Below are 20,451 nucleotides of genomic sequence, written 5' to 3'. Positions count from 1 at the left end.
AATTCCTTAATAAAAAAAGACCATCGAATTTGATAGTCTCTTTGTTCTTATTCATATGCTTCTCTTTTTAAAATTCCTACAAAAGGTAGATTCCTATATTTTTCATTAAAATCAATACCATATCCAACTACAAATTCATCTGGTATATCAAACCCTTTATATTTTACATCAATATGAGTCTTCCTTCTATCTGGTTTATCTAATAAAGTACAGATATCTATGCTTTTGGCACCTCTTGATTTTAGATTTTCAGTTAAATAACTTAATGTAAGTCCTGTATCAATTATATCCTCTACTACTAAAACATGTCTGCCTTCAATATCTTCATCTAAGTCTTTTAATATCTTAACTACACCAGAGCTTACTGTAGAACTTCCATAACTAGATATTGCCATAAAGTCTAATGCCATGGGAATGTTAATCTTTCTAATTAAATCTGCAACAAATACATTAGCTCCCTTCAATACACCTATTACAACTAAGTTCTTTCCAGTAAAATCCTTAGTAATTTTATCAGCAAGTTCAGTAACTTTCTTGTCTAAATTTTCTTCTGATACAAGTACTTCTTTTACATCGTTTAACATGATTTTTCCTCTCTTTCTCAATCTGGGTCAAAGACATTATAACATCTATCAAGATAAAAGTGAACATATTTTTTAATTTAAACACTAATGTTCGATGTTATTATTTGTTTAGTTTTTCTATAAATATCATCTTATTTTATAAGAATACCTTTAAAAAAACTGATGAACCCAATTAAGTTCATCAGTTAGTTCATTAGTTTTTTGTTTTATTTACCTTGTCCATATTTATATTTTGCAAATTGTGCCATTGCCTTAATATTATCTTCTGACAAAGGCATAAAATCTTTTCCAATTGATCTTATCATCTGATATATTTGTGCAGTTACTTCTAAAACATTTGCAACTTTGAAAGCAGCTTCCATATTTTCACCTATGCATACTGCTCCATGAGATTGAAGTAAACAAGCATTCGCTTCTTTGCCTAGAGCTTTTATACATTCTTCTGCAAGTTCTTTAGAACCAGGCAAAGCATAATTAGCAGTTTTAATTGGTGCTCCTAATGCTTGTGCTGCCTCATCAATTAACAATGGTATACCTTCTCCTATACAAGAAAATACAGTTGAATATATTGGATGTGTATGTACAATAGCTTTTACTTCTGGTCTATTTATGTAAACGCTAAGATGTAATTCTGTCTCTATTGTTGGCTTTCTATGTCCTTCAACAATCTCACCATCAAGATTACACACAACAACATCATCTGTAGTACAATTACAATAATCCATTCCACTTGGTGTTACATAAACAAGTCCTGTTTCTTCATCTTTAGCACTTATATTCCCCCAAGTTTCAATTGTAAATCCCGAATCAATTAATTTTTTCCCGGATTCGATAATTAGTTTTTTATAGTCCATTTCTTTCATCCTTTCACCTATTATTTTAATTGCTTTTTATATTAAAAAGTTTTTTGTTAACAATGTTATACTAATCTTGAATACCTATCCACTATACCGTTATCTTCTATCTCAACTTGATATTTTTCTAGAACAATAGATTTTTCAACAATCTGTCTCATATCTTTTAGAGCTATTTCTTTTTCAAAATACTTTATTTGAACAACAATATTACCAAGAGATGTACTTTCTTTACTACAAGCAATAATTTTTTTACCAGTTCTTTTTGCAGTCAATTCATTTACTACAATATTTTTGGAGCCTCCTCCTACAATAAATATCTCTTTGAACTCTTTTCCTATTACTTTTTCAAGACTATTTATTGTTTGAGCATAACAACAAGCCATTGATTCCTGAACTGCTTTTATTACAATACTCCAATTGAATTCACCTTTATATTGATTTGTTTCTATTAAATAACTATGTATTTCATTACCCATATGCTCTGGATTAAAGAATCTGTTATTATTAATATTAATAAGTGGTACTTCACCAATGTACATATCTGCAATATTATTTATTTCTTCCCACGAATTATCTCTTTTTGTAATTTCATCATATTCTTTTTTTATTCTCTGAATAATGAACATTCCAGCACTATTCTTTAATATGGTAATCTTATTGAATGCACCTAATTCATTTGTCAAGTTACTTTCTAACACTTCTTTTGTTACTACCGGTTGGTCTAATTCTGCACCTATTAATGACCAAGTACCTGAACTTATGAATGCAAAATTATCTTCCATTGACGGTATTGCAACAACCGCTGAAGCTGTGTCATGAGAAGGTACAAGAATAACTGGAATATCATAATCAATACCTATTTTATCCTTTATTGAAGGAAGTAAATTACCTATAGTATAACCATGTACACCTATTTCACTAAACAACTCTTTTGGGATACTGAATTTGTTACATACTTCTTGGCTGATATCTTTTGTTATAGAACTTAACAATTGTGTTGTACTTAACTCGCTAGGTTCATTTATCATTACTCCTGTCAACATATAATTAAGAATATCGGGTATCATAAGCAGTTTATCTGCTTTTTCAAAAATATGTGGCATTTTTTCTTTTATTCCATTAAGCATGAATACAGAATTAATTTTGTCACATAATATACCAGTGTCATAAAACATTTTATTCTTTTCATCTTGTGAAAGATTGTTCAATGATTTTTCACCGATTGTATTTCTATAACTTAATGGATTACTTAGCATATTTTTATCTTTATCATATAACGCAAAATCCACACCCCAAGTACAAACACCAATAGAATCTATTTTATTTACTTTTTTAAGTACTTCTTTTAAACTTTTTATAAAAAAATCAAATATCTTATGTAAATCCCAATAATAATAATCCTGTACTTTGTTCATACCATTGGACTCTTGTGTAATAACTTCAGTTGTAATTTTATTACCGTCGTATTTACCAAGAACAACTCTATAAGAAGAATTACCACAATCTAACGAAATAATATTTTTGATAGTATTCATATTAACCTCCCTTGTATTTTTATGTTATACGATTTTTACATGAAAATCATAATCTTTAAACATATGACTAATACATTTTAGAGCGTTTGTCGTTAATGACTTCATATCACCCATCTCGTATTTTCTTCCTAACCCTTCATATTTTGGCATTCCTAATCTGTGATAAGGCAAGAAAACAGCTTCTTTAATATTATCTAATGTTTGGATGAAATCTAAAAACAGTTTTATTGAATCAGCATCATCATTGCATCCTGGAATGTAAGGATATCTTACAGATAATTTACCTTTATAATTATTTGATAGCCATATTAAATTATTTATGATAAGTTCATTATCTATACCTGTCAATTCCTTATGTTTATCACTATTCATGTGTTTAATATCATAGAAAATGTAATCCACGAAATTACATATTTCTCTTATATTCTTATTATCTATATGTCCACAAGTTTCTACTAGTGTGGTGATATTATATTCTTTTAATATTTTGCTACACTCTTTTATGAATCTACTATAGAATAATGGTTCTCCTCCGCTGAAAGTAATACCGCCACCTGACATCTTATAGTATTTTTTATCTTTTAGAACTTCCTTAATTACTTCATCAACACTCATATCTATACCCACTACACACCTTGCATTATTGATACAATAATCAACGCATCTTTCACAGTAATTGCATAGACTAGTATTTGTTATGAAACCAAACCCTTCTCTTAGATCTATAGCTTTTTGATTACATACTTCCATACATTTACCACAATTAGTACATGGAGCTTTTTTCAATAATATTTCTCTTCTAAATGCTTGCGATTCAGGATTAGCACACCATTTACACCTTAACTCACAACCTTTTAGAAAGACTACTGTTCTTATACCTTCGCCATCTTCTGTTGCAAATCTTTCAATATTAAAAACTCTTGCTGTCTCCATATAAATCAGCTCCATAACTTAACATTATATTTCTAATTCCGTTCTATTAATCACATCCAACTGAACTTCTGGTACTAATGTAGTAAATAGTGCACTATAACCAGATACCCTTACCATTAGATCATTATATTTTTCTGGATTTTTCATTGCTTCTTTATATATCTCACCATCAACAACATTAAATTGAATCTGCTGACCATAGTTATTAAATAATACTTTAACCATATCAATGATTCGCTTTCTATTTTCTTTTGTTGCAAGTGCTGATTTGGTAAGTCTCATATTGAATATTGCACCTTTTTGGAACCATATACTAGGCAATTTAGCTATTGAATTACATGCTGCTGTTGCTCCATTTTTTTCTGTACCATTAGCAGGAGATATGCCATTATTTACTGGTTCTCCACTTTTTCTTCCATCAGGAGTTGCTCCTATACACCTTCCAAATGCAATATTTCCAGTAACAGGACTCTGACTATACGAGTAACAGCAAGGTATAGGTCCTTTTCCATGCTTTGAACTTTTATAATCATTTCTATATGAAGAACCTATAAAATCTTCTAATTTAACTACCCAGCTATCGACAATATCATCATCATTACCGAATTTTGGAGCTTTATTTTTTAATATTAATCTGATTTCTTCTCCTTTTGGTGAAGTGTTATTATCTTGAAAATTAGTTTCTAGTGCATGTAATAACTGTTCTATTGTTAATAATTTTTTATCAAAAACAATGGTATCAATGGCTGCTAATGCATCACCCGCACTAATGGTTCCTGCTGTTGGTCCTCCATCTGCCGAATATAGTGAACCACCTTCAACAAGATCTAATCCCCTGCCAATACAGTCTTCAACTAGAGAAGCTCTGAATGCATTAATATCATTAAGCACATGAATCTCATCGTTAATATGTTCGGTAATTACTTGAAGGTCCATAAAAAACTTAAGCATTTGTTTATATTCATTAAATATTTCTTCTGTTGATTCACAATTTCTAATGTTCTTAGAGGTTTTCTTAAACAATATTCCTGTTTTTTTATCAACACCATCGTTCAATGTTATTTCTAATATCTTTTCAACATTTAACCAAGGTCCTTTTGCAGCAAAATCCCATTTACCAGGTATTGAAGCTTCAATACAGCCATCTGGCGACCAATCTACCAGATCTTCTTTTGCTATACCCATATTTTCTAAAGTCCTCATGAATGCTTTATCATTATAAAATGCCGGCTGTCCTCCTTGATGTACCATAACCGCTTCCAAAGCTTTCATCATAAATTCATCATCAGTCTTATTAAACCATTTTATTGAAATAGAAGGTGTAAATAACTTTACATCTTGACATGCCTCAACACATAGATATGAAATATCATTTACTGCATCTTTACCATCTATAGTCTGCCCTCCTATAGCTAAGTTAATAAACATTTGATATCCTAGGAAAAATTCAGTATCAGGCCATGAACGAAGTTTATTGAGCTCATTACATTTAATGAAAAATGCTTCAATAATTTCTAACCCTTGTTCTCTTGTCAAAGTACCTTTTTCTATATCATTTTTATAAAACGGATAAACATATTGGTCGAATCTGCCTAATGAAATAGCGTGACCATTTGATTCTAGATGCACTGCCAATAATATTAAATATATACATTGAACTGCTTCATGAAAAGTTTTTGCTGGATTTAATGGAACGTTTCTACATATATTTGCTAAATCTAATAATTCTTTTTTTCGATTTTTATCTTTTATCTCATTTGCTTTCATCTCACATTGGTAAGCAATTCGATTAGAAAAGTTAACTACTGCCTGATTTCCTTTTAATGCTCCTTCCAAGAACCACTTTTTCTTGATATTTCCAGGTTCTTTTAGGTCTAGTTCAGATATTTTTTGCTCTATCCTTGCTATAACATCTTTTAGACCTTTTTCCAAAACTAAATTATAATCGACAATGACATTACCCAATCCTGCTGCCGATACCCAAGTATCATCAATTATACCTGCATTCCAAGTATCGTTGATCTCCTTAGGAAGTGTTTTCCTAAAATTCTCATATAATGATTTACCTTTCCAATAATCAATACATGTGAGAATTTCTTGTTTTGTTTTCTCTTCATAATAGAATTTATCTCCAGGTCTTTCATTAAAATAATAGGGACTACCATGAAACTCATCTATCAACCATTCATATGAATACTCAAGATAGATTGGTGATGATTTTGGCCATTTGGCTTGATTACCTACAATAATCTCATCATCAGATATAACAATTGACATTTTATCCAATACCTCATAGAATCCATCTGCTCTTCTTATGGCAATAGGTAATCCTTCAGATTTTTTCATTGAATCAGTAAAAATAACACATCTCTCAGAACAAATCTTTGGCTGAGTTTCAAATAATCTTTTTCTCAATTTTGTTATTCTATCATTCACATAATCAGCACCTTCATATGTATTTTATTTTAATGTAACTTGTTACAATTATTATTATATGCTTATTTAAATGTGTTGTCAACAATTTATTGTGTATTACTATATATTATTTTCTTGCTACCCAGTTATTTTATACATTTCGATAAATGATATGCTAAATGTTTCTATTTTAATTGGATTATTATCAATAATTTAATTTCCCCCAAATCCACTTGCATTATCACTATTTTTATAGTAAACTTGTTACATAATTAGAAATTAAATAGGGATGATGATTAAATTGAGTAGTAATGAAAAGAAATATTTCGGTATTAGAGACGTAGCTAGAATTGCAGGTGTTTCAACAGCAACTGTTTCAAGGGTTATCAATTCACCCGATTCCACATCTGAAGCAGTTAGAAAAAGAGTAATAGCAGTTATTCAGGAATATAATTACGTTCCAAATCAGATGGCAAAAAATCTTTTTTCCAAGACTTCAAATTCAATAGCCATTTTTGTTTATGATATGGAAAATCCATTTTTTACATCTTTAGTAAAAAAACTTAATAAGATTGCCTTCAAAAACAAATATACTCTATTAATCTGTGATACAGAGAATAATATTGATAAAGAACGTGAATATCTTAATTATTGTAAAAGCATACGTACTTCAGGAATAATACTTACTGAAGGAGTTAATTATGATCTTTATTCATCTTCTGACAGCCAGCAGACCATTGCATGTTTGGATAGATCAGTAGATACCAAATTTTCAACTGTACGTTCAGATAATGTGAAGGGTATTAGGATGTTAATTGATTATCTATATAATCTTAATCATAGAAGAATTGCTTTTGCTGGTGCTATGGATGAACTTCAGACAGCAACCGAGCGTAAGAACAGTTATATCAAATCATTAGGCTCTCATGATATATATATTAATGAAGATTATATCTTTACTGGTCACTTCAATTATGAAACTGGAGTTAAAGCACTTAATTATTTTTGGTCACTTAATGAAAAACCAACCGCCATTGTATGTGCTAATGACCAAATTGCAAAAGGACTAATTATGGAAGCCTATAAACTAAATATTTCTGTTCCAGATGATTTATCTGTTGTAGGTTTTGACGGTATCGTATCACCGTATTTTTATCCAAGAATTACAACTGTTAAACAAGACATAAAAAAAATAGCTAAGTCATTATTCGAAGCTATAACTTTAAAACCATCTAATCCTGTTCATGATATAATTGATGTTTCAATTGTAATTGGGGAATCTTGTAAGAAGATTGATTTCGAATAAAATCCAGCCATAAGCTGGATTTTACTCTTTTCACAATTATTATGGTGCAATATCGAATAGATTAGCATATATTCTTGGGAATTCTCTCTTTTGTGTGTATGTCAATATACCTTTATTAGCAGTATCTAGTGTACCATCTGAGTTAATAGGTATTATTTCTCCAGTAACTTGATATGATTTTAAGATTATTTTATAAATTTTCTTTATTAATAATTTTTTATGGCATTTATATATTTCCAAATAAAAAAAGCACCTAATTGATACAATATATGTATGAATAATCATAAATAATCTTATCTCAACTTATAGGTGCATTTTTTATAGAATATGTATTAAATTAAATCTAACTTAGAGTAATCTATACTTCCATCTTCATTTACAATATTTTCATCTGCATTAATATTTTCTATTTTTCCTATGAACATTTCATGTGAACCTGTCATTATTGAATCAACAACAGTACATTCAATATTTACTGGACAATCTACTAATATAGGTGCATTAACTTTGCTGGCATCAGCTGTTTTTATATTCATATTAGCTAATTTATCTTCGTCTCTTGCACTTACACTGCCTAAATAATCAAATTCTTTTTGATAATCTTTTGTTGGTAAGTTTACAACAAAACATTTAGTATCTTTTACCATTTGATATGAATGTCTTGATGGAACAATTCCAACCATAACCATTGGTGGATCATAGCTGCAGTTACCACAATAAGCAACAGCAAGAGCATTATCCTTACCATCTTTATCTCTACAAGATACTAATACCTTAGGTGCAGGTTGTAAACTGGATTTTGTTACAAATTGTTTTTTTCTCATATTATAATAACTCCTTTTCTAATTAAAATGCGTAAATATTAATTTACTTTAAATATAATGTTACTCCTTTAGATATTTATTGTCAATTTGTATTTTATCCATAATTTCTCATATTATATAGGCTAGATTTATTCAAATAGGTAGATAGTTATTTAACTTAGTTATATTAGTTATAATTTTATTATATTTTTCAGCAGATTTACTAGTTAAATAATACCAGTTAATAATTGATATTGGATGTCATTATTTAAATTGTACTAATTTGATAATTGAAATAATTGCAGGAAATAAAATTTTTTATTTACTTTTATAGTTTATCATTGTATAATTTTTTATAGAAGATAAGTGACTATGTTGCATTTTATAGTAAGCATCATATGTCATAAGCAATAAAATTTGCTACGGTTATATAAATTAATAACATAAATCAAGGAGGTATATATGAAAAATATAATTAGAATCGGTATTGTTGGATACGGAAATCTAGGAAGAGGCGTTGAATTTGCAATTAAACAAAATCCAGATATGCAATTGACTGCTATTTTCACTAGAAGAGACCCAAAAACTTTAGAAGTCGCTGATAATAGTGTAAATGTATTATCTATTGCTGATGCAGAACAATATAAAAATGATATTGACGTATTAATACTTTGTGGTGGTTCAGCTACAGATCTTCCTGTACAAGGTCCTCAGTTTGCAAAAATGTTCAATACAGTTGATAGTTTTGACACTCACGCTAAGATTCCTGAATACTTTGAATCAGTTGATGAAGCAGCAAAATCAAATAATAATCTAAGTATTATTTCAGTTGGATGGGATCCAGGTTTATTCTCAATGAATAGATTATTATCTCAATGTGTTCTACCTGAAGGTAATGATTATACTTTCTGGGGTCGTGGTGTCAGCCAAGGTCATTCTGATGCAATCAGAAGAATAGAAGGTGTACAAGGTGCTGTTCAATACACTATTCCTATTGATAGTGCTTTAGAAAAAGTTAGAGCTGGTGAGAATCCTGAACTTACTACTCGTGAAAAACACATTAGAGACTGTTATGTTGTAGCAAAAGAAGGCGCAGACAAAGCTAAGATAGAAAATGAGATTAAAACAATGCCTAACTATTTCTCTGATTACGATACTAATGTTACTTTCATCAGTGAAGAGGAGTTAAAAGCTAACCATTCAGAAATGCCTCATGGTGGATTTGTAATCCGCAGTGGTAAAACTGGAGAAGATAACAAACATAATCAAATCATTGAATTCTCATTAAAATTAGATAGTAATCCTGAACTTACTGGAAGTGTTTTAGTTGCTTATGCACGTGCCATTCATAGATTGAGTAACGAAGGGGCTACTGGAGCAAAAACTGTTTTTGATATTCCACTAGCTTACTTATCACCTAAATCTGGTGAAGAGTTAAGAAAACAATTACTATAATTCATAGAACAAAAATTGTTATAATAAGTATTCATGTATAGTTACATTATACTATGTATATGTAGCGGAAGGAAGATGGTTATCGTTAGCCATCTTTTTTCTTTATATTGAAAAGCCAGCATAACTCTTACGAATTATACTGACTTTTGTTGGGGCTGTCTGTTTTCCCACTGCCCCGTTTTTCTTCATTACACTTATTAAAATCCTTAAATATATTTAAAGATTCTATTGAATTGGTATTATCATTTCAAACCAGTCATATTCAACGTTGTCAAGATAAAACATTTCAAATTCATCTTCTCTTCCAGCATAAAGTTTTTTTATCACTGGATTATTTTGAATAGTGTTTAATTTAGTTTGCATGTCCTCTTCAATAACTACATCGCCACTTATTCTCAGTGTTGATGAATTTTTAGACTTTGTTATCCATTCTGCATAAGGATTAACTTTTAGCTGCTTAATAGTCCTTCTCTTGTTTGATGTACCGAAAAGTATTCTATTATCCTCGGTAATCATAAGCCCAAAGCCTCTTACTCTAGGCTTTCCATTTTCATCTACTGTTGCTAAGAATCCCATAGGGTTTTCTTTAATAAAATTTAATTCTTTACTCATAATATTAATCTCCTTTTTTATTTTTTGGTTTTTTATCTAATTATATTTTCACTTTCTTACGTAACAATGCATCTTGTACAATTCATATTCTTATATACCCAGAGTAATCATAAATTACATACTTAAATTTGTAATTATATTAATTATTGTATAGAATATAGATATAATATACAATGGTTAATATAAGTCAAAGTGATATATAATAGACATATATATAATTAGTGACTATTAAATAGGAGGAATTTATGGGTAACAAGATAGATTTAAGGATAGTACGAACGAAAAAATCTATAAAAAGAGCATTTTTAGATTTGCTTAAGGAGAAAAACTATAATAAAATCACTATTCAAGATATAGCAGAAGAAGCAATGATTAATCGGAATACTTTTTACCTACATTATTTAGATAAAGATGATTTACTAGATCAGCTTACATCGGAGTGTTTAATCAAGTTAAAAGAAAGTATGAATGCTAAGAGTAATATTGATACAATTGACACTTTAGGGTATGATGATTTCTATGAATTGATTAAAAAGGTTTTTGAGACTATTGAAGAAGATATTGATTTTTATAAAATTATACTAGGAGATGAGAGTATACCGTATTTATCCATAAAATTCACAAATGTAATCAAGAATCATATGAGTGAAGGATTAGATAAATCTACACAATTAAAAACTGGGGTGAGAAATGTAGACAATAGAAAAATCTACGTTGAATACATGGCAGCGGGGCTTATAGGCGTCATTCGTTTTTGGATTAATAATATGAATAAATATTCTATAGGAGAAGTATCAGAGATAATAATTAATATGTATTCGAAAGATATACTAGAATTACTAAAAAACTGTTAGAACTTAAGATAGACTAGGTGTAGCTAATTTATTATTGATAAAATGTATTTTTTTTACAATAACATAAATACTAGTGAATAATTACCATCAAAGGCGCAAATAATAATCTAAAACTTTATGTAAAAGGGTGATTATATGCGTCAAAGGAAAAGAATGTCTTCAGATGTTTCAATAACTCGTAATGCAAATGAAAGTCAGGCTATAACAGAAGGACTTAATAATATTACTGCCAATCAATTGATTAATAACAATGATGTCGTTGTCATAACACCTAATTGGGTTAACCTAGATAAACCTAATCCTTCATTAGGCGTTGTTGTTGGTGGAGACAGTCTTAGAACTATAATACAATATGTCAAAGGTTCTAATCCCAAGAAAATTATTATTGCAACTGGTTCTGGTGGTCAACCTACTAGTGATGTAATGAAAAAAGTTGGGTACGACCAAATAATCCAAAGCGAAGGCATAGAGTTTATTGACTTAAATTATGGTCCATATACTACTATAAGCCTTAATAACGAAAGACCTTCATCAACAAAGATTAATCAGATAATAAATGAAGCTACCGTTCTTATATCTTTCACACAGTTAAAACATCATGAATCAGCTACCATGTCAGCATGTATAAAAAACATTGCACTAGCATGGCCTCCAGCAGAAATCCATGGCTACCCTAAAAAAGCTCTAGGGATACATGATAATATTCACAGCTTCATAACAGCTATGGCAGAAGCAGTGCCTATAGATATATCAATCTTGAGCTGTAATCCTACTATGATTGGAACAGGTCCAACTGGCGGAATTCCTAGACATACTGAGCTTGTTATCTGTGGAACAGATCCTGTTTCTGTAGATACTATCGGCGCTAGATTCTTAGGTTTCAAAACTGAGGCAGTTGGGTACTTAGATAAATGTGATAGACTAAAAATCGGAGTGACTGATCTAAAACAAATGAATATGACTGGCTTGGATTTAGTTAGTGCTGAGCAGCAATTCAGCAAGACTGTCTATGGTGAAACAATAGCTATAGATAGCAAATAATAAGAATTAAAACTAGACTATGTAAAAAAAAAGGACTTACACCTAATAGCTTTAGCTATCTTGTGCTAGTCCTTTTTAATTATTCTATTTTTTGTTGCATTTTCGATTATTCCTCTACCTAATTCCAATACTCTACTTAACTGTCTAATACTAGCACCAGTTTCTTTTCTAATCTGAAATATCATCATATCTCGATTACTCTTAGAGATGTTATTTATGTCTTCTATATCATATTTTAATTCTAACTGTTCCCTTAATTCATTATCAGTTAACTTTGTTTTGTTATAATACTCAAGACATTCATCAGCATTAGATTTCATCATATATTCTTCAAACTTTTCTATGTTATTAAAGTAATTCAGTATGTTGTCCGTATCTAGTTGCACATTATCACCGTAAAACTTATCTATATATTTATTGTAACTGCTCCAAATATATACAGATGGTGATTTTATAATATTTGCTTTCACAGGGTTTTGGTGTATGTATCTAGCAACCTTCAAGAGATAATTATCACTTTCTACAACCTCACTTTTATACCTGTTTTCAAATAAATGTCCTGATCTACCATACTTATTGTTATGCCACTGAACATAACTTACAGTTATTCTTTTAATGCTATTCCCTATCACTTCATTTTCTTTGATTAATAGATGTACATGATTATCCATAAGACAATAAGCGTATAAAGAAAATCCTCCTGATTGTTTGGCTTTTAGTAAAGTATATAAGAATTTCTCTCTGTCCTCATCATCTAAGAAGATATTACGCTTGTCTATTCCACGTAACATAATGTGATATATACCTGACTTACTTCTTTCTCTTCTTTGTCTCGCCATTTGACATCACCATAACAAATATATCATATTTACGGGAATGTGTCAAAAGAAACGTCCCCTAGTCATATAATTACATATAATATCTGTAATACAAAAAAAGGAGATAATTCTATCATTGAATAATCTCCTAGGATATTATTAATTAGCTTTTGCATTAACTCTGCAATTTTTACAATAGCCAAATATTTTTAATTTGTATTCTGTACACTGAAATCCCTTCTCTTCCAATAATCTCTCATAAAAGTCATCCTTTATCAATCCTGAAGCTTCAATAACTTTACCGCATTTTTTACATATGAGATGATGATGATTTCTAGTATTCTCTATCTCTATTTCATATTTAGCCGCACTATCACCAAAATCATGTTTTATGACAACGCCTTTTTTTAATAACATATCAATAGTCCTATATATTGTAGCCATTCCTATTATATTTTCTTTATCTTTTATTAAAGTATAGATTTCATTCGCAGAAAGATGTTTGCCAACATTGTCAATCAAAGTATTAAGTATTATTTTTCTCTGATATGTCAATCTTATGTCCATTTTTTCTATTAAATTATTCATAATAGGATTTACTTCTGTACGCATATAAACCCCTCCATTTTCTTATCACTATTTAATTTTATGTTTAATAAATTCAATTATTAACAAAAAATTCTGCTACCATATTTGTTAACTTATAATTAATCTATTACATATACTGTTTTGATTGAATGTTACTTCCATCAATAACTATTTCATCTTCCTCACCTAAGAAGCCTGTCACAACTAAATCTATAGCTTGATCTTCTGTTAATCCTCTACTTCTAAGATAGTTAAGAATATCTTCTGAGATTTTACCAACTGATGCCTCATGTGTCAGAGATGCATCTTTGTTTCTGTTAACTAGTTTTGGTTCTGCCACTATGCTACCTGAATCAGATAAAAGCAATCCCATACAATCCAGATGCCCTGTTCCTGCCTCATTACCAATCATATTACTATAGGCATTAATCTGTGATTTATATCTTGAAATCATCCTTACTCTTGAAATACCGTTAGCATCTTTTCCATTTAGATAAGTATCATCATACATATCCACTTTTCCACGTTCAGCTAAAACTGTAGTTACAAAGTTAAGAGAGGCTTTTTTATCTAGATAGTTAGAATTTCTTATATTCATCTGCATAGGAACTTCATGGCATTTATTATTATATGAAACTTGTGCATTTTCTTTTAAGATAAGTTCCATACTTGATTCAACAGTGTCATATTTACCCCATGAATGATAATTATTGATTTCAATCATTGCATTTTCTTTAGCAACTATTTTTGTCTCACCGATGTGCTTACCATATAGATATTTCTTTTTTGCTGCACAAACACTTTGTAACTTAGCCTCTACATTTTTTTCTACTACAACTAGATTATTTGTATTCTGAACAACATACATAGAACACATAAGTATATTAGTTATTATAGGTTTATCAATAGATTTCTTTACCCATATGAAATATCCATTTTCCGGTTTCTTGCAGTAGAATCCTTTAACCCAGTCATAGGCATCAAAAGCTTTAACTATAGGCAGAATAATTAAATCTTTTTCTTCATGTATCTTTACATCATTATCTATCTGATAATAACTTACATGATTTGCATTTTTCATAGCCATTCTCCTCAATTAATCTCCATATTTTTTCCCAGTCCTTTGATGAGCAACTAATTTTCCCATCTAGCATTACATGTGCATAATCAGGTTTAAAATAGTTAAGTGCCTTACCTCTATGAGTAATCAATAGTATCGTTTTGTCGTTTAACTGTTCTTTTATCAACAAGCTTAATCTTGCTAGATTCTCTACATCCAATCCAGCATCTAATTCATCTAATATGATTAGATCTGGATCTAAACTTATAACTTGAATTACTTCTGAGAATTTTCTTTCTCCACCAGAGAAACCTATATTTACATCTCTCTGCATCAAAGATTCTATTCCTTCTATCTTAACGTTTTTTTTTCTTATTTTGTCCAAGAGTTTAGATAATTTCACATTTATTGCAGGTGGATTCTGATAGACTGCCGCTATACCTCTTTGTGCTCTTTCTTCAATCTCTATATCTGATATATCCTCATCTTTAAAAAGAATCTTCCCTGCCTTTATTTTATATTTAGAAAATCCTAATAATGTACATAGTAATGTTGACTTACCTGAAGCATTAGGACCTAATAATACATGGGTTTCTCCTTTTCCTATTTCTAAATTTAATTTATTCAAAACTTTTTTTCCATCTACCTCAACTTCTAGATTATCAATCTTAAGTAAACTCATTATATCACCTCTTTCTTTAGTTTCTATTAATTTATAAATAATCAATAAGTTAGCTAGTGGTTAAATCTTAATTAATAGCTATGAATATTAACTATGCTATTATTTTTAACCTTTATATTATTAGTATTAACTATAAATGGCTAATTAAACTTATTGTTCTTTTAATAATGATAGTCATTATCACTTAATATTATAAATAATAGGCTTGAACATATTCAAAGCCCTTTATGATAATTACTTATAACTTCTAATTATAGAATATTTACTATATTTTAACATATCACATAACCTTATTCAACTATTCCCCCGCAAAGTTTTTTACTACTATCTTTTATAATTTCAGAAGACCTCCTAAATCATTTCCATATTTTATAAATATTTCCTCTCCAAAGTCAGATAGCATCTTATTCATATAAATATCATGTAATATATAATTATTTAATATTCTTATGACCCCTTTGTTATAAGTATAGTAGCCTTCTCTTTTATTCTCTTGGTTTTCAAAAACAAACACTCCATATATGTTATCTACTACTAGAATAAATTCTGAACTATGAATATCCTCTGCTATTCCTAATGGTGCATGTTTGTACACTTTACCTAGTTCAATTATTTGATTATTCATCTGATTGCTTATTATCTCAACATTACGTTTTGAAGCATCCTCTAATTGGTCTTTTACTATAAGCCCATCTTCATACCAGAAACTAATAATTATTTTTTCTTTGGCTTCATTAATAAATTCTTTAGCTTTATCCATTATATTATCATAGTTTTGCATTTGCCATAGCCAATTGGGATATTTGTTCTCGCTAATTACATCTTTATATTTTAACAGATAATTATTGATGTTATTATGTCGCTTATTATTAATATTAACAAAGTCTTCAAGTGGTAGAGGCTGATATCTTATAGGTCTATCTCCTGAAGGGTATACCAAGCCCTTATCTATTAAGGAATTTATGGTTTCATACACTTTAGGTCCAGGAACACCTGATAACTTCTGAATTTCACTACCATAACTAAGATTATTTCTTAACAGAGCCAGATAAACTTTACCTTCGTATTTTGATAATCCAAGCTCATTAAAACAATTAATCACTTCATCATTAGAATAACTACACTTACTATTAATAATTAACACCTCATTCTCGTTAACTACTACCTAAGTAGTAACTTCTATATATATAATATATAACATGTTATAAATAGTCAAGTTTTTTTATCAATTATATTCAAAGATAACGTATATACGATATACGTTATCTTTAAAAAATTTTTATGCACTACATAAATTTCTTGATTCTGCACTTTTCTGCGCATCCCATAATTCCTTATATAATCCATTATTGTTAAGTAGTTCATCATGGCTACCAGTTTCAATTATTTTACCTTTATTGAATACCACTATTTTATCTGCACTCCTAATAGTTTTCAGATGATGGGCTATTACTATGACTGTCCTATTAGCAGCTAGATTGCTAATAGCTTTTTGAATTTTTCTTTCATTTATAGTATCAACATTACTTGTCATTTCATCAAGAATTACAATAGGAGCATCTTTTAGAAAGGCTCTAGCTATAGAAAGTCTCTGTTTTTGACCTCCTGATAAACCCACACCATTTTCTCCTAATCTTGTTTCATATCCCTCTGGCAGAGTTTCAATAAAATCATGTATTTCAGCTTTCTTAGCCACTTCTATTATCTCTTCTCTTGTTGCATCATTCTTACCAACTTTAATGTTTTCATATATTGAATCTGAGAATAATATCACGTTCTGCATTACAATACTTATATTAGATAGAAGATCATCATAATCGATTTCTCTTGTATCAATTCCTCCAATTCTAATTTCTCCTTTTTGAGGGTCCCAAAATCTTAATAATAAATTAGTGATAGTTGTTTTTCCTGAACCAGAAGGTCCTACTAATGCAACCATACTGCCTTCATCAATGCTTAGATTAACGTTACTTAATTGAAATTCATCTTTCTCATAATTGAAATACACATTACCAAAGCTTATATCAAACCCATTCATTTTCTTAGGTTGGTCCACTGTCTCAATAACCTTAGCATTCAATATTGTCATTACTCTGTTATAACTATCTTTGACTTTAATATAATTAAGCCAATGAGATTCAATATTAGTAAATGGCTTATAAAATTCTTTGCTAAAAATTATAAAAATTATATAGTTAGATATATCTAGCTGTCCATAGTACACCATAAATGCTCCTACAATCGCTAATACCCCAAATGATAGTTCTAAAAACACAAAATATTTTCCTATATATTTTGCTATGGATTTAGATAATCTCTTACTGCTTTCACTAAACCTATTAGTACTGTCTTTTAGTTTGTTTTCAAATGTTTCACTTTCATTGAAAGCTTTTAATAGAGGAATTCCTTTGGTATACTCTACAAATAAACTAACCATATCAGCAAGATTATCCTGAGTATCTTCTTCTAATTTACTATTAGATTTTATTCCTGATATTAATAATAATAGACCTATCGGCAAAAATGAAATCATTGCTAATCCCATCTTCCAATTAATAGCAAAAAGTAATCCTCCAATAATGATAGCAGTAATAAAATCACTAAACATTCTTGACCACATATGAGCTGCAATACTTTCAATATTATCTACGTCTTTATGAATAACCGTACTAATCTCTCCTAGCCTTTCCTTAGAATAAAACCCTAGAGAAAACTGCTTTAATCTTAATGTTATCTTGGTTCTTATTTTGGTAGCAATTTCAAATCCACTGAAATGTTTTGCAACGTCTGCGATTGTATTAAACAATCCATTTAATAATATTATACCTAAAAGAGCTATCCAATACATATGAAGATTATCTGTCCTACCATCTATTATTTTATTAAGCATATCCAAAATGACTAACATCATAGATGCACCTAATAGAGATTTTATAGTAAAAGATACTATTGATAATATAAGCATACTTTTACCTTTTTTAGTCATATATTTAAAAATAGTTGATATCATGAATTTACTACCTCCTTAATAGCCCAATTGTCAACACAGGCTTGTTCTTCAATCATCTTTTTATACAGCTCACTATCTAGAAGTAGTTCTTCATGACTACCATTACCTACAATCTTACCATTTTCCATAACAATAATTTGATCTGCATCTATTACAGTATTGAGATGATGAGCAATTGTAATGATTGTCTTATTTTTACCTAAGTTATCTAATGCTTCCTTTATCAGATGTTCATTGGCTGAGTCTATAGCTGAAGTTGCCTCATCTAATATAATTATGGGAGAGTTTTTGAGAATCATTCTTGCTATTGATAATCTTTGCTTCTCTCCTCCTGACAACTTAGCTCCTGATTCACCAACTATTGTATTATAACCTTTTGGAAGATTCATAATCATATTGTGAATCTGCGCTTTCTTAGCTGCTTCTATAATTTCTTTTTTGGTCGCATCTTTCTTACCTATTCTAAGATTTTCTCCTATACTAATGTTAAATAAAAAAGCTTCCTGCTGAACAATTGATACTAGTCTAGACAAATTATGTTCACTAATATTACTAATATCTTTACCATCAATATTTATTAATCCACTAGTCGGCTTCCAAAAACCCATTATTAGATTAGCTATAGTTGTTTTCCCTGAGCCAGACGCTCCTACTATTGCATTTATTGAATGCTTTCTGAAAACTAAGTTAATATCTTGAAGTATTTTTTTATCCTCATCATAACTAAAATTAACATTCCTAAATTCTATATCACCAGCTTTTATATTATTACTTATTATATTAGCATTATTAGGTCCTACTCCCATTACAGAGTTGATTTCTCTTAGAGCATTTTTAAAGATAATACTCATATGATGGAATATAGGAAGTTTAGCAAAAGTATTACTAAAGATTCCTCCTAAGATTATTGCTAAAACAAAAGTATTAACATCTATTTTATTATCTTTTAGCAATATAGAACCGATAATTGCTAATACTACAAGACCACCTTCCATAAGCATTGTTGAAAAAGTCATAGGAAAAGAGATACTGACAGTCATTTTCTTTACCCATGAGATATAATCATTTATTCCATCTAGTAATTTTTTGGTTCTTTTCTCTTCCTTACTAAATGCTTTTATCACTGGAATGGTAGCTATATACTCTATTAAATCTTCTGACATCTTTTTAGTACTTTTAGCATAATGCATAAATTTACCTGCAATAAGTTTGTTAAGTACTTTTTGGTATAAAAACACTATTGGTACAGTTGATATCAAAGCTAATCCCAGACGAACATCCATAATAAGTAAACTAATCGCTATGACAAAAGGTATTAGCATAGCTATAGTTATTTCGGGCAATCCATGTGCCAAATATAATTCTGTCTGATCAACATCATGATTTATAATATTGGTTAAATCTCCAATTTTTCTTTTCTGAAAAAATTTGAATGATAATTTTTTCAGATGTTCAATCATGTTTATTCTAATTTCTGATAATACTGAATATGCAAAATCATGTGCTTTCCACATAGATAACGCATAAAAAACTGCTTTCATAACTTGACAACAACATATAATTCCACCAAGTATAATGATCATCTTTGTTGTAATTTCGTTACTTGAAAGTAAACTCACCATCTTCATAACTATAATTATAGGTATTATACCAACTGTTACACTTACAGCTATCAATATTCTTGATGGTAAACTTCTCCTTTTGTACTCATTTACTGAAACGCTACTATCTTCTTTCATACTTGCCTCCTTATAATCTTAATATTCTCTCGGAATCTCTAAGCCAGTAAATTCAACGCTTCTAGATTCCTTTTTATTAAAACCCCCCACTTTTTTGTCAAAAACCATTGACATATTCATCGAAAAATGTGCGCTTCGCGCCTTGATTATGAAATATAT

The 20,451-nt window shown here is 29.5% G+C and carries 19 protein-coding genes; 4 read left to right on the top strand and 15 right to left on the bottom strand.

All coding sequences use genetic code 11. From position 1 onward, the window contains the following. Positions 1–47: 47 nt before the first annotated feature. The 5 genes from hpt to N4A55_RS06260 all read right to left on the bottom strand — a co-directional run bounded on the left by hpt (position 48) and on the right by N4A55_RS06260 (position 6,345). On the bottom strand, positions 48–584 hold the full coding sequence (hpt, locus tag N4A55_RS06280) for a hypoxanthine phosphoribosyltransferase (RefSeq protein WP_293754710.1): 537 nt from the start codon (positions 582–584) through the stop codon (positions 48–50). 206 nt (positions 585–790) lie between these two features. After that, positions 791–1,438 carry a class II aldolase/adducin family protein gene (locus tag N4A55_RS06275; protein WP_293754709.1) on the bottom strand — a complete coding sequence of 216 codons (648 nt, stop codon included), beginning with the start codon at positions 1,436–1,438 and terminating at the stop codon, positions 791–793. Between the two features lie 65 nt (positions 1,439–1,503). Then, positions 1,504–2,976: a rhamnulokinase gene (locus N4A55_RS06270; protein ID WP_293754707.1), complete on the bottom strand. Its 1,473-nt coding sequence runs from the start codon at positions 2,974–2,976 to the stop codon at positions 1,504–1,506. 24 nt (positions 2,977–3,000) lie between these two features. After that, positions 3,001–3,909, bottom strand: a complete 909-nt coding sequence (locus N4A55_RS06265) for a glycyl-radical enzyme activating protein (RefSeq protein WP_293754705.1) — start codon at positions 3,907–3,909, stop codon at positions 3,001–3,003. Positions 3,910–3,933: 24 nt separating this feature from the next. Beyond that, positions 3,934–6,345, bottom strand: a complete 2,412-nt coding sequence (locus N4A55_RS06260) for a glycyl radical protein (RefSeq protein ID WP_293754704.1) — start codon at positions 6,343–6,345, stop codon at positions 3,934–3,936. Positions 6,346–6,625: 280 nt separating this feature from the next. Here N4A55_RS06260 and N4A55_RS06255 point away from each other — a divergent pair, with 280 nt between their 5' ends. Next, positions 6,626–7,630, top strand: coding sequence for a LacI family DNA-binding transcriptional regulator (locus N4A55_RS06255; RefSeq protein ID WP_293754702.1), 1,005 nt, complete (start codon positions 6,626–6,628; stop codon positions 7,628–7,630). A gap of 39 nt (positions 7,631–7,669) precedes the next feature. Here N4A55_RS06255 and N4A55_RS06250 read toward each other — a convergent pair whose 3' ends face one another. Both N4A55_RS06250 and N4A55_RS06245 read right to left on the bottom strand, forming a co-directional pair. Further along, positions 7,670–7,870, bottom strand: coding sequence for a hypothetical protein (locus tag N4A55_RS06250; RefSeq protein ID WP_293754701.1), 201 nt, complete (start codon positions 7,868–7,870; stop codon positions 7,670–7,672). A 92-nt stretch (positions 7,871–7,962) separates the two neighbouring features. Next, positions 7,963–8,454: a flavin reductase family protein gene (locus N4A55_RS06245; RefSeq protein WP_293754700.1), complete on the bottom strand. Its 492-nt coding sequence runs from the start codon at positions 8,452–8,454 to the stop codon at positions 7,963–7,965. Positions 8,455–8,895: 441 nt separating this feature from the next. Between N4A55_RS06245 and N4A55_RS06240 the strand changes: the two genes are divergently transcribed. Beyond that, complete coding sequence (locus tag N4A55_RS06240; protein WP_293754698.1) at positions 8,896–9,888, top strand: diaminopimelate dehydrogenase; 993 nt, start codon at positions 8,896–8,898, stop codon at positions 9,886–9,888. A gap of 225 nt (positions 9,889–10,113) precedes the next feature. On the opposite strand, the gene N4A55_RS06235 is transcribed toward N4A55_RS06240, so the two are convergent. After that, entirely contained in the window at positions 10,114–10,500 is a 387-nt protein-coding gene (locus tag N4A55_RS06235) for a pyridoxamine 5'-phosphate oxidase family protein (protein ID WP_293754696.1), read from the bottom strand. 245 nt (positions 10,501–10,745) lie between these two features. On the opposite strand from N4A55_RS06235, the gene N4A55_RS06230 reads away from it, so the two are divergent. Together N4A55_RS06230 and N4A55_RS06225 are read left to right on the top strand one after the other, a co-directional pair. Then, entirely contained in the window at positions 10,746–11,354 is a 609-nt protein-coding gene (locus N4A55_RS06230) for a TetR/AcrR family transcriptional regulator (RefSeq protein WP_293754695.1), read from the top strand. A 135-nt stretch (positions 11,355–11,489) separates the two neighbouring features. Further along, positions 11,490–12,395 carry a DUF362 domain-containing protein gene (locus N4A55_RS06225; protein ID WP_293754694.1) on the top strand — a complete coding sequence of 302 codons (906 nt, stop codon included), beginning with the start codon at positions 11,490–11,492 and terminating at the stop codon, positions 12,393–12,395. 65 nt (positions 12,396–12,460) lie between these two features. Here the strand turns inward: N4A55_RS06225 and N4A55_RS06220 are convergent, their stop codons facing one another. The 7 genes from N4A55_RS06220 to N4A55_RS06190 all read right to left on the bottom strand — a co-directional run bounded on the left by N4A55_RS06220 (position 12,461) and on the right by N4A55_RS06190 (position 20,292). Then, complete coding sequence (locus N4A55_RS06220) at positions 12,461–13,234, bottom strand: transposase (RefSeq protein ID WP_293754692.1); 774 nt, start codon at positions 13,232–13,234, stop codon at positions 12,461–12,463. A gap of 138 nt (positions 13,235–13,372) precedes the next feature. Further along, positions 13,373–13,825 carry a Fur family transcriptional regulator gene (locus N4A55_RS06215; RefSeq protein WP_293754691.1) on the bottom strand — a complete coding sequence of 151 codons (453 nt, stop codon included), beginning with the start codon at positions 13,823–13,825 and terminating at the stop codon, positions 13,373–13,375. A 103-nt stretch (positions 13,826–13,928) separates the two neighbouring features. Further along, complete coding sequence (locus N4A55_RS06210) at positions 13,929–14,882, bottom strand: SufB/SufD family protein (RefSeq protein WP_293754689.1); 954 nt, start codon at positions 14,880–14,882, stop codon at positions 13,929–13,931. Then, a complete protein-coding gene (locus N4A55_RS06205; protein ID WP_293754687.1) occupies positions 14,842–15,543 on the bottom strand; it encodes an ABC transporter ATP-binding protein in 702 nt (233 codons plus the stop codon). The genes N4A55_RS06210 and N4A55_RS06205 overlap by 41 nt, the downstream gene beginning before the upstream one ends. 331 nt (positions 15,544–15,874) lie before the next feature. Beyond that, entirely contained in the window at positions 15,875–16,687 is an 813-nt protein-coding gene (locus N4A55_RS06200; protein WP_293754685.1) for a TrmB family transcriptional regulator, read from the bottom strand. A gap of 135 nt (positions 16,688–16,822) precedes the next feature. After that, positions 16,823–18,553: an ABC transporter ATP-binding protein gene (locus tag N4A55_RS06195; RefSeq protein WP_293754683.1), complete on the bottom strand. Its 1,731-nt coding sequence runs from the start codon at positions 18,551–18,553 to the stop codon at positions 16,823–16,825. Continuing rightward, complete coding sequence (locus tag N4A55_RS06190; RefSeq protein WP_293754681.1) at positions 18,550–20,292, bottom strand: ABC transporter ATP-binding protein; 1,743 nt, start codon at positions 20,290–20,292, stop codon at positions 18,550–18,552. Before N4A55_RS06190 ends, N4A55_RS06195 begins: the two co-directional genes overlap by 4 nt. Positions 20,293–20,451: the final 159 nt, after the last annotated feature.

Origin of the sequence: Vallitalea sp., from assembly GCF_025211055.1 — a bacterium.
GTDB lineage: Bacteria > Bacillota > Clostridia > Lachnospirales > Vallitaleaceae > Vallitalea.
The sequence above is the reverse complement of the archived record's forward strand: the minus strand, read 5'-3'. Positions and strand labels throughout refer to the sequence as shown.

What these genes read in the sequence shown, in the direction of transcription:
- N4A55_RS06245 (WP_293754700.1), bottom strand. Translation starts at nt 8,454, where the DNA reads ATGAGAAAAAAACAATTTGTAACAAAATCCAGTTTACAACCTGCACCT.
- hpt (WP_293754710.1), bottom strand. Translation starts at nt 584, where the DNA reads ATGTTAAACGATGTAAAAGAAGTACTTGTATCAGAAGAAAATTTAGAC.
- N4A55_RS06235 (WP_293754696.1), bottom strand. Translation starts at nt 10,500, where the DNA reads ATGAGTAAAGAATTAAATTTTATTAAAGAAAACCCTATGGGATTCTTA.
- N4A55_RS06190 (WP_293754681.1), bottom strand. Translation starts at nt 20,292, where the DNA reads ATGAAAGAAGATAGTAGCGTTTCAGTAAATGAGTACAAAAGGAGAAGT.
- N4A55_RS06240 (WP_293754698.1), top strand. Translation starts at nt 8,896, where the DNA reads ATGAAAAATATAATTAGAATCGGTATTGTTGGATACGGAAATCTAGGA.
- N4A55_RS06275 (WP_293754709.1), bottom strand. Translation starts at nt 1,438, where the DNA reads ATGGACTATAAAAAACTAATTATCGAATCCGGGAAAAAATTAATTGAT.
- N4A55_RS06215 (WP_293754691.1), bottom strand. Translation starts at nt 13,825, where the DNA reads ATGCGTACAGAAGTAAATCCTATTATGAATAATTTAATAGAAAAAATG.
- N4A55_RS06230 (WP_293754695.1), top strand. Translation starts at nt 10,746, where the DNA reads ATGGGTAACAAGATAGATTTAAGGATAGTACGAACGAAAAAATCTATA.
- N4A55_RS06220 (WP_293754692.1), bottom strand. Translation starts at nt 13,234, where the DNA reads ATGGCGAGACAAAGAAGAGAAAGAAGTAAGTCAGGTATATATCACATT.
- N4A55_RS06195 (WP_293754683.1), bottom strand. Translation starts at nt 18,553, where the DNA reads ATGATATCAACTATTTTTAAATATATGACTAAAAAAGGTAAAAGTATG.
- N4A55_RS06210 (WP_293754689.1), bottom strand. Translation starts at nt 14,882, where the DNA reads ATGAAAAATGCAAATCATGTAAGTTATTATCAGATAGATAATGATGTA.
- N4A55_RS06270 (WP_293754707.1), bottom strand. Translation starts at nt 2,976, where the DNA reads ATGAATACTATCAAAAATATTATTTCGTTAGATTGTGGTAATTCTTCT.
- N4A55_RS06205 (WP_293754687.1), bottom strand. Translation starts at nt 15,543, where the DNA reads ATGAGTTTACTTAAGATTGATAATCTAGAAGTTGAGGTAGATGGAAAA.
- N4A55_RS06265 (WP_293754705.1), bottom strand. Translation starts at nt 3,909, where the DNA reads ATGGAGACAGCAAGAGTTTTTAATATTGAAAGATTTGCAACAGAAGAT.
- N4A55_RS06225 (WP_293754694.1), top strand. Translation starts at nt 11,490, where the DNA reads ATGCGTCAAAGGAAAAGAATGTCTTCAGATGTTTCAATAACTCGTAAT.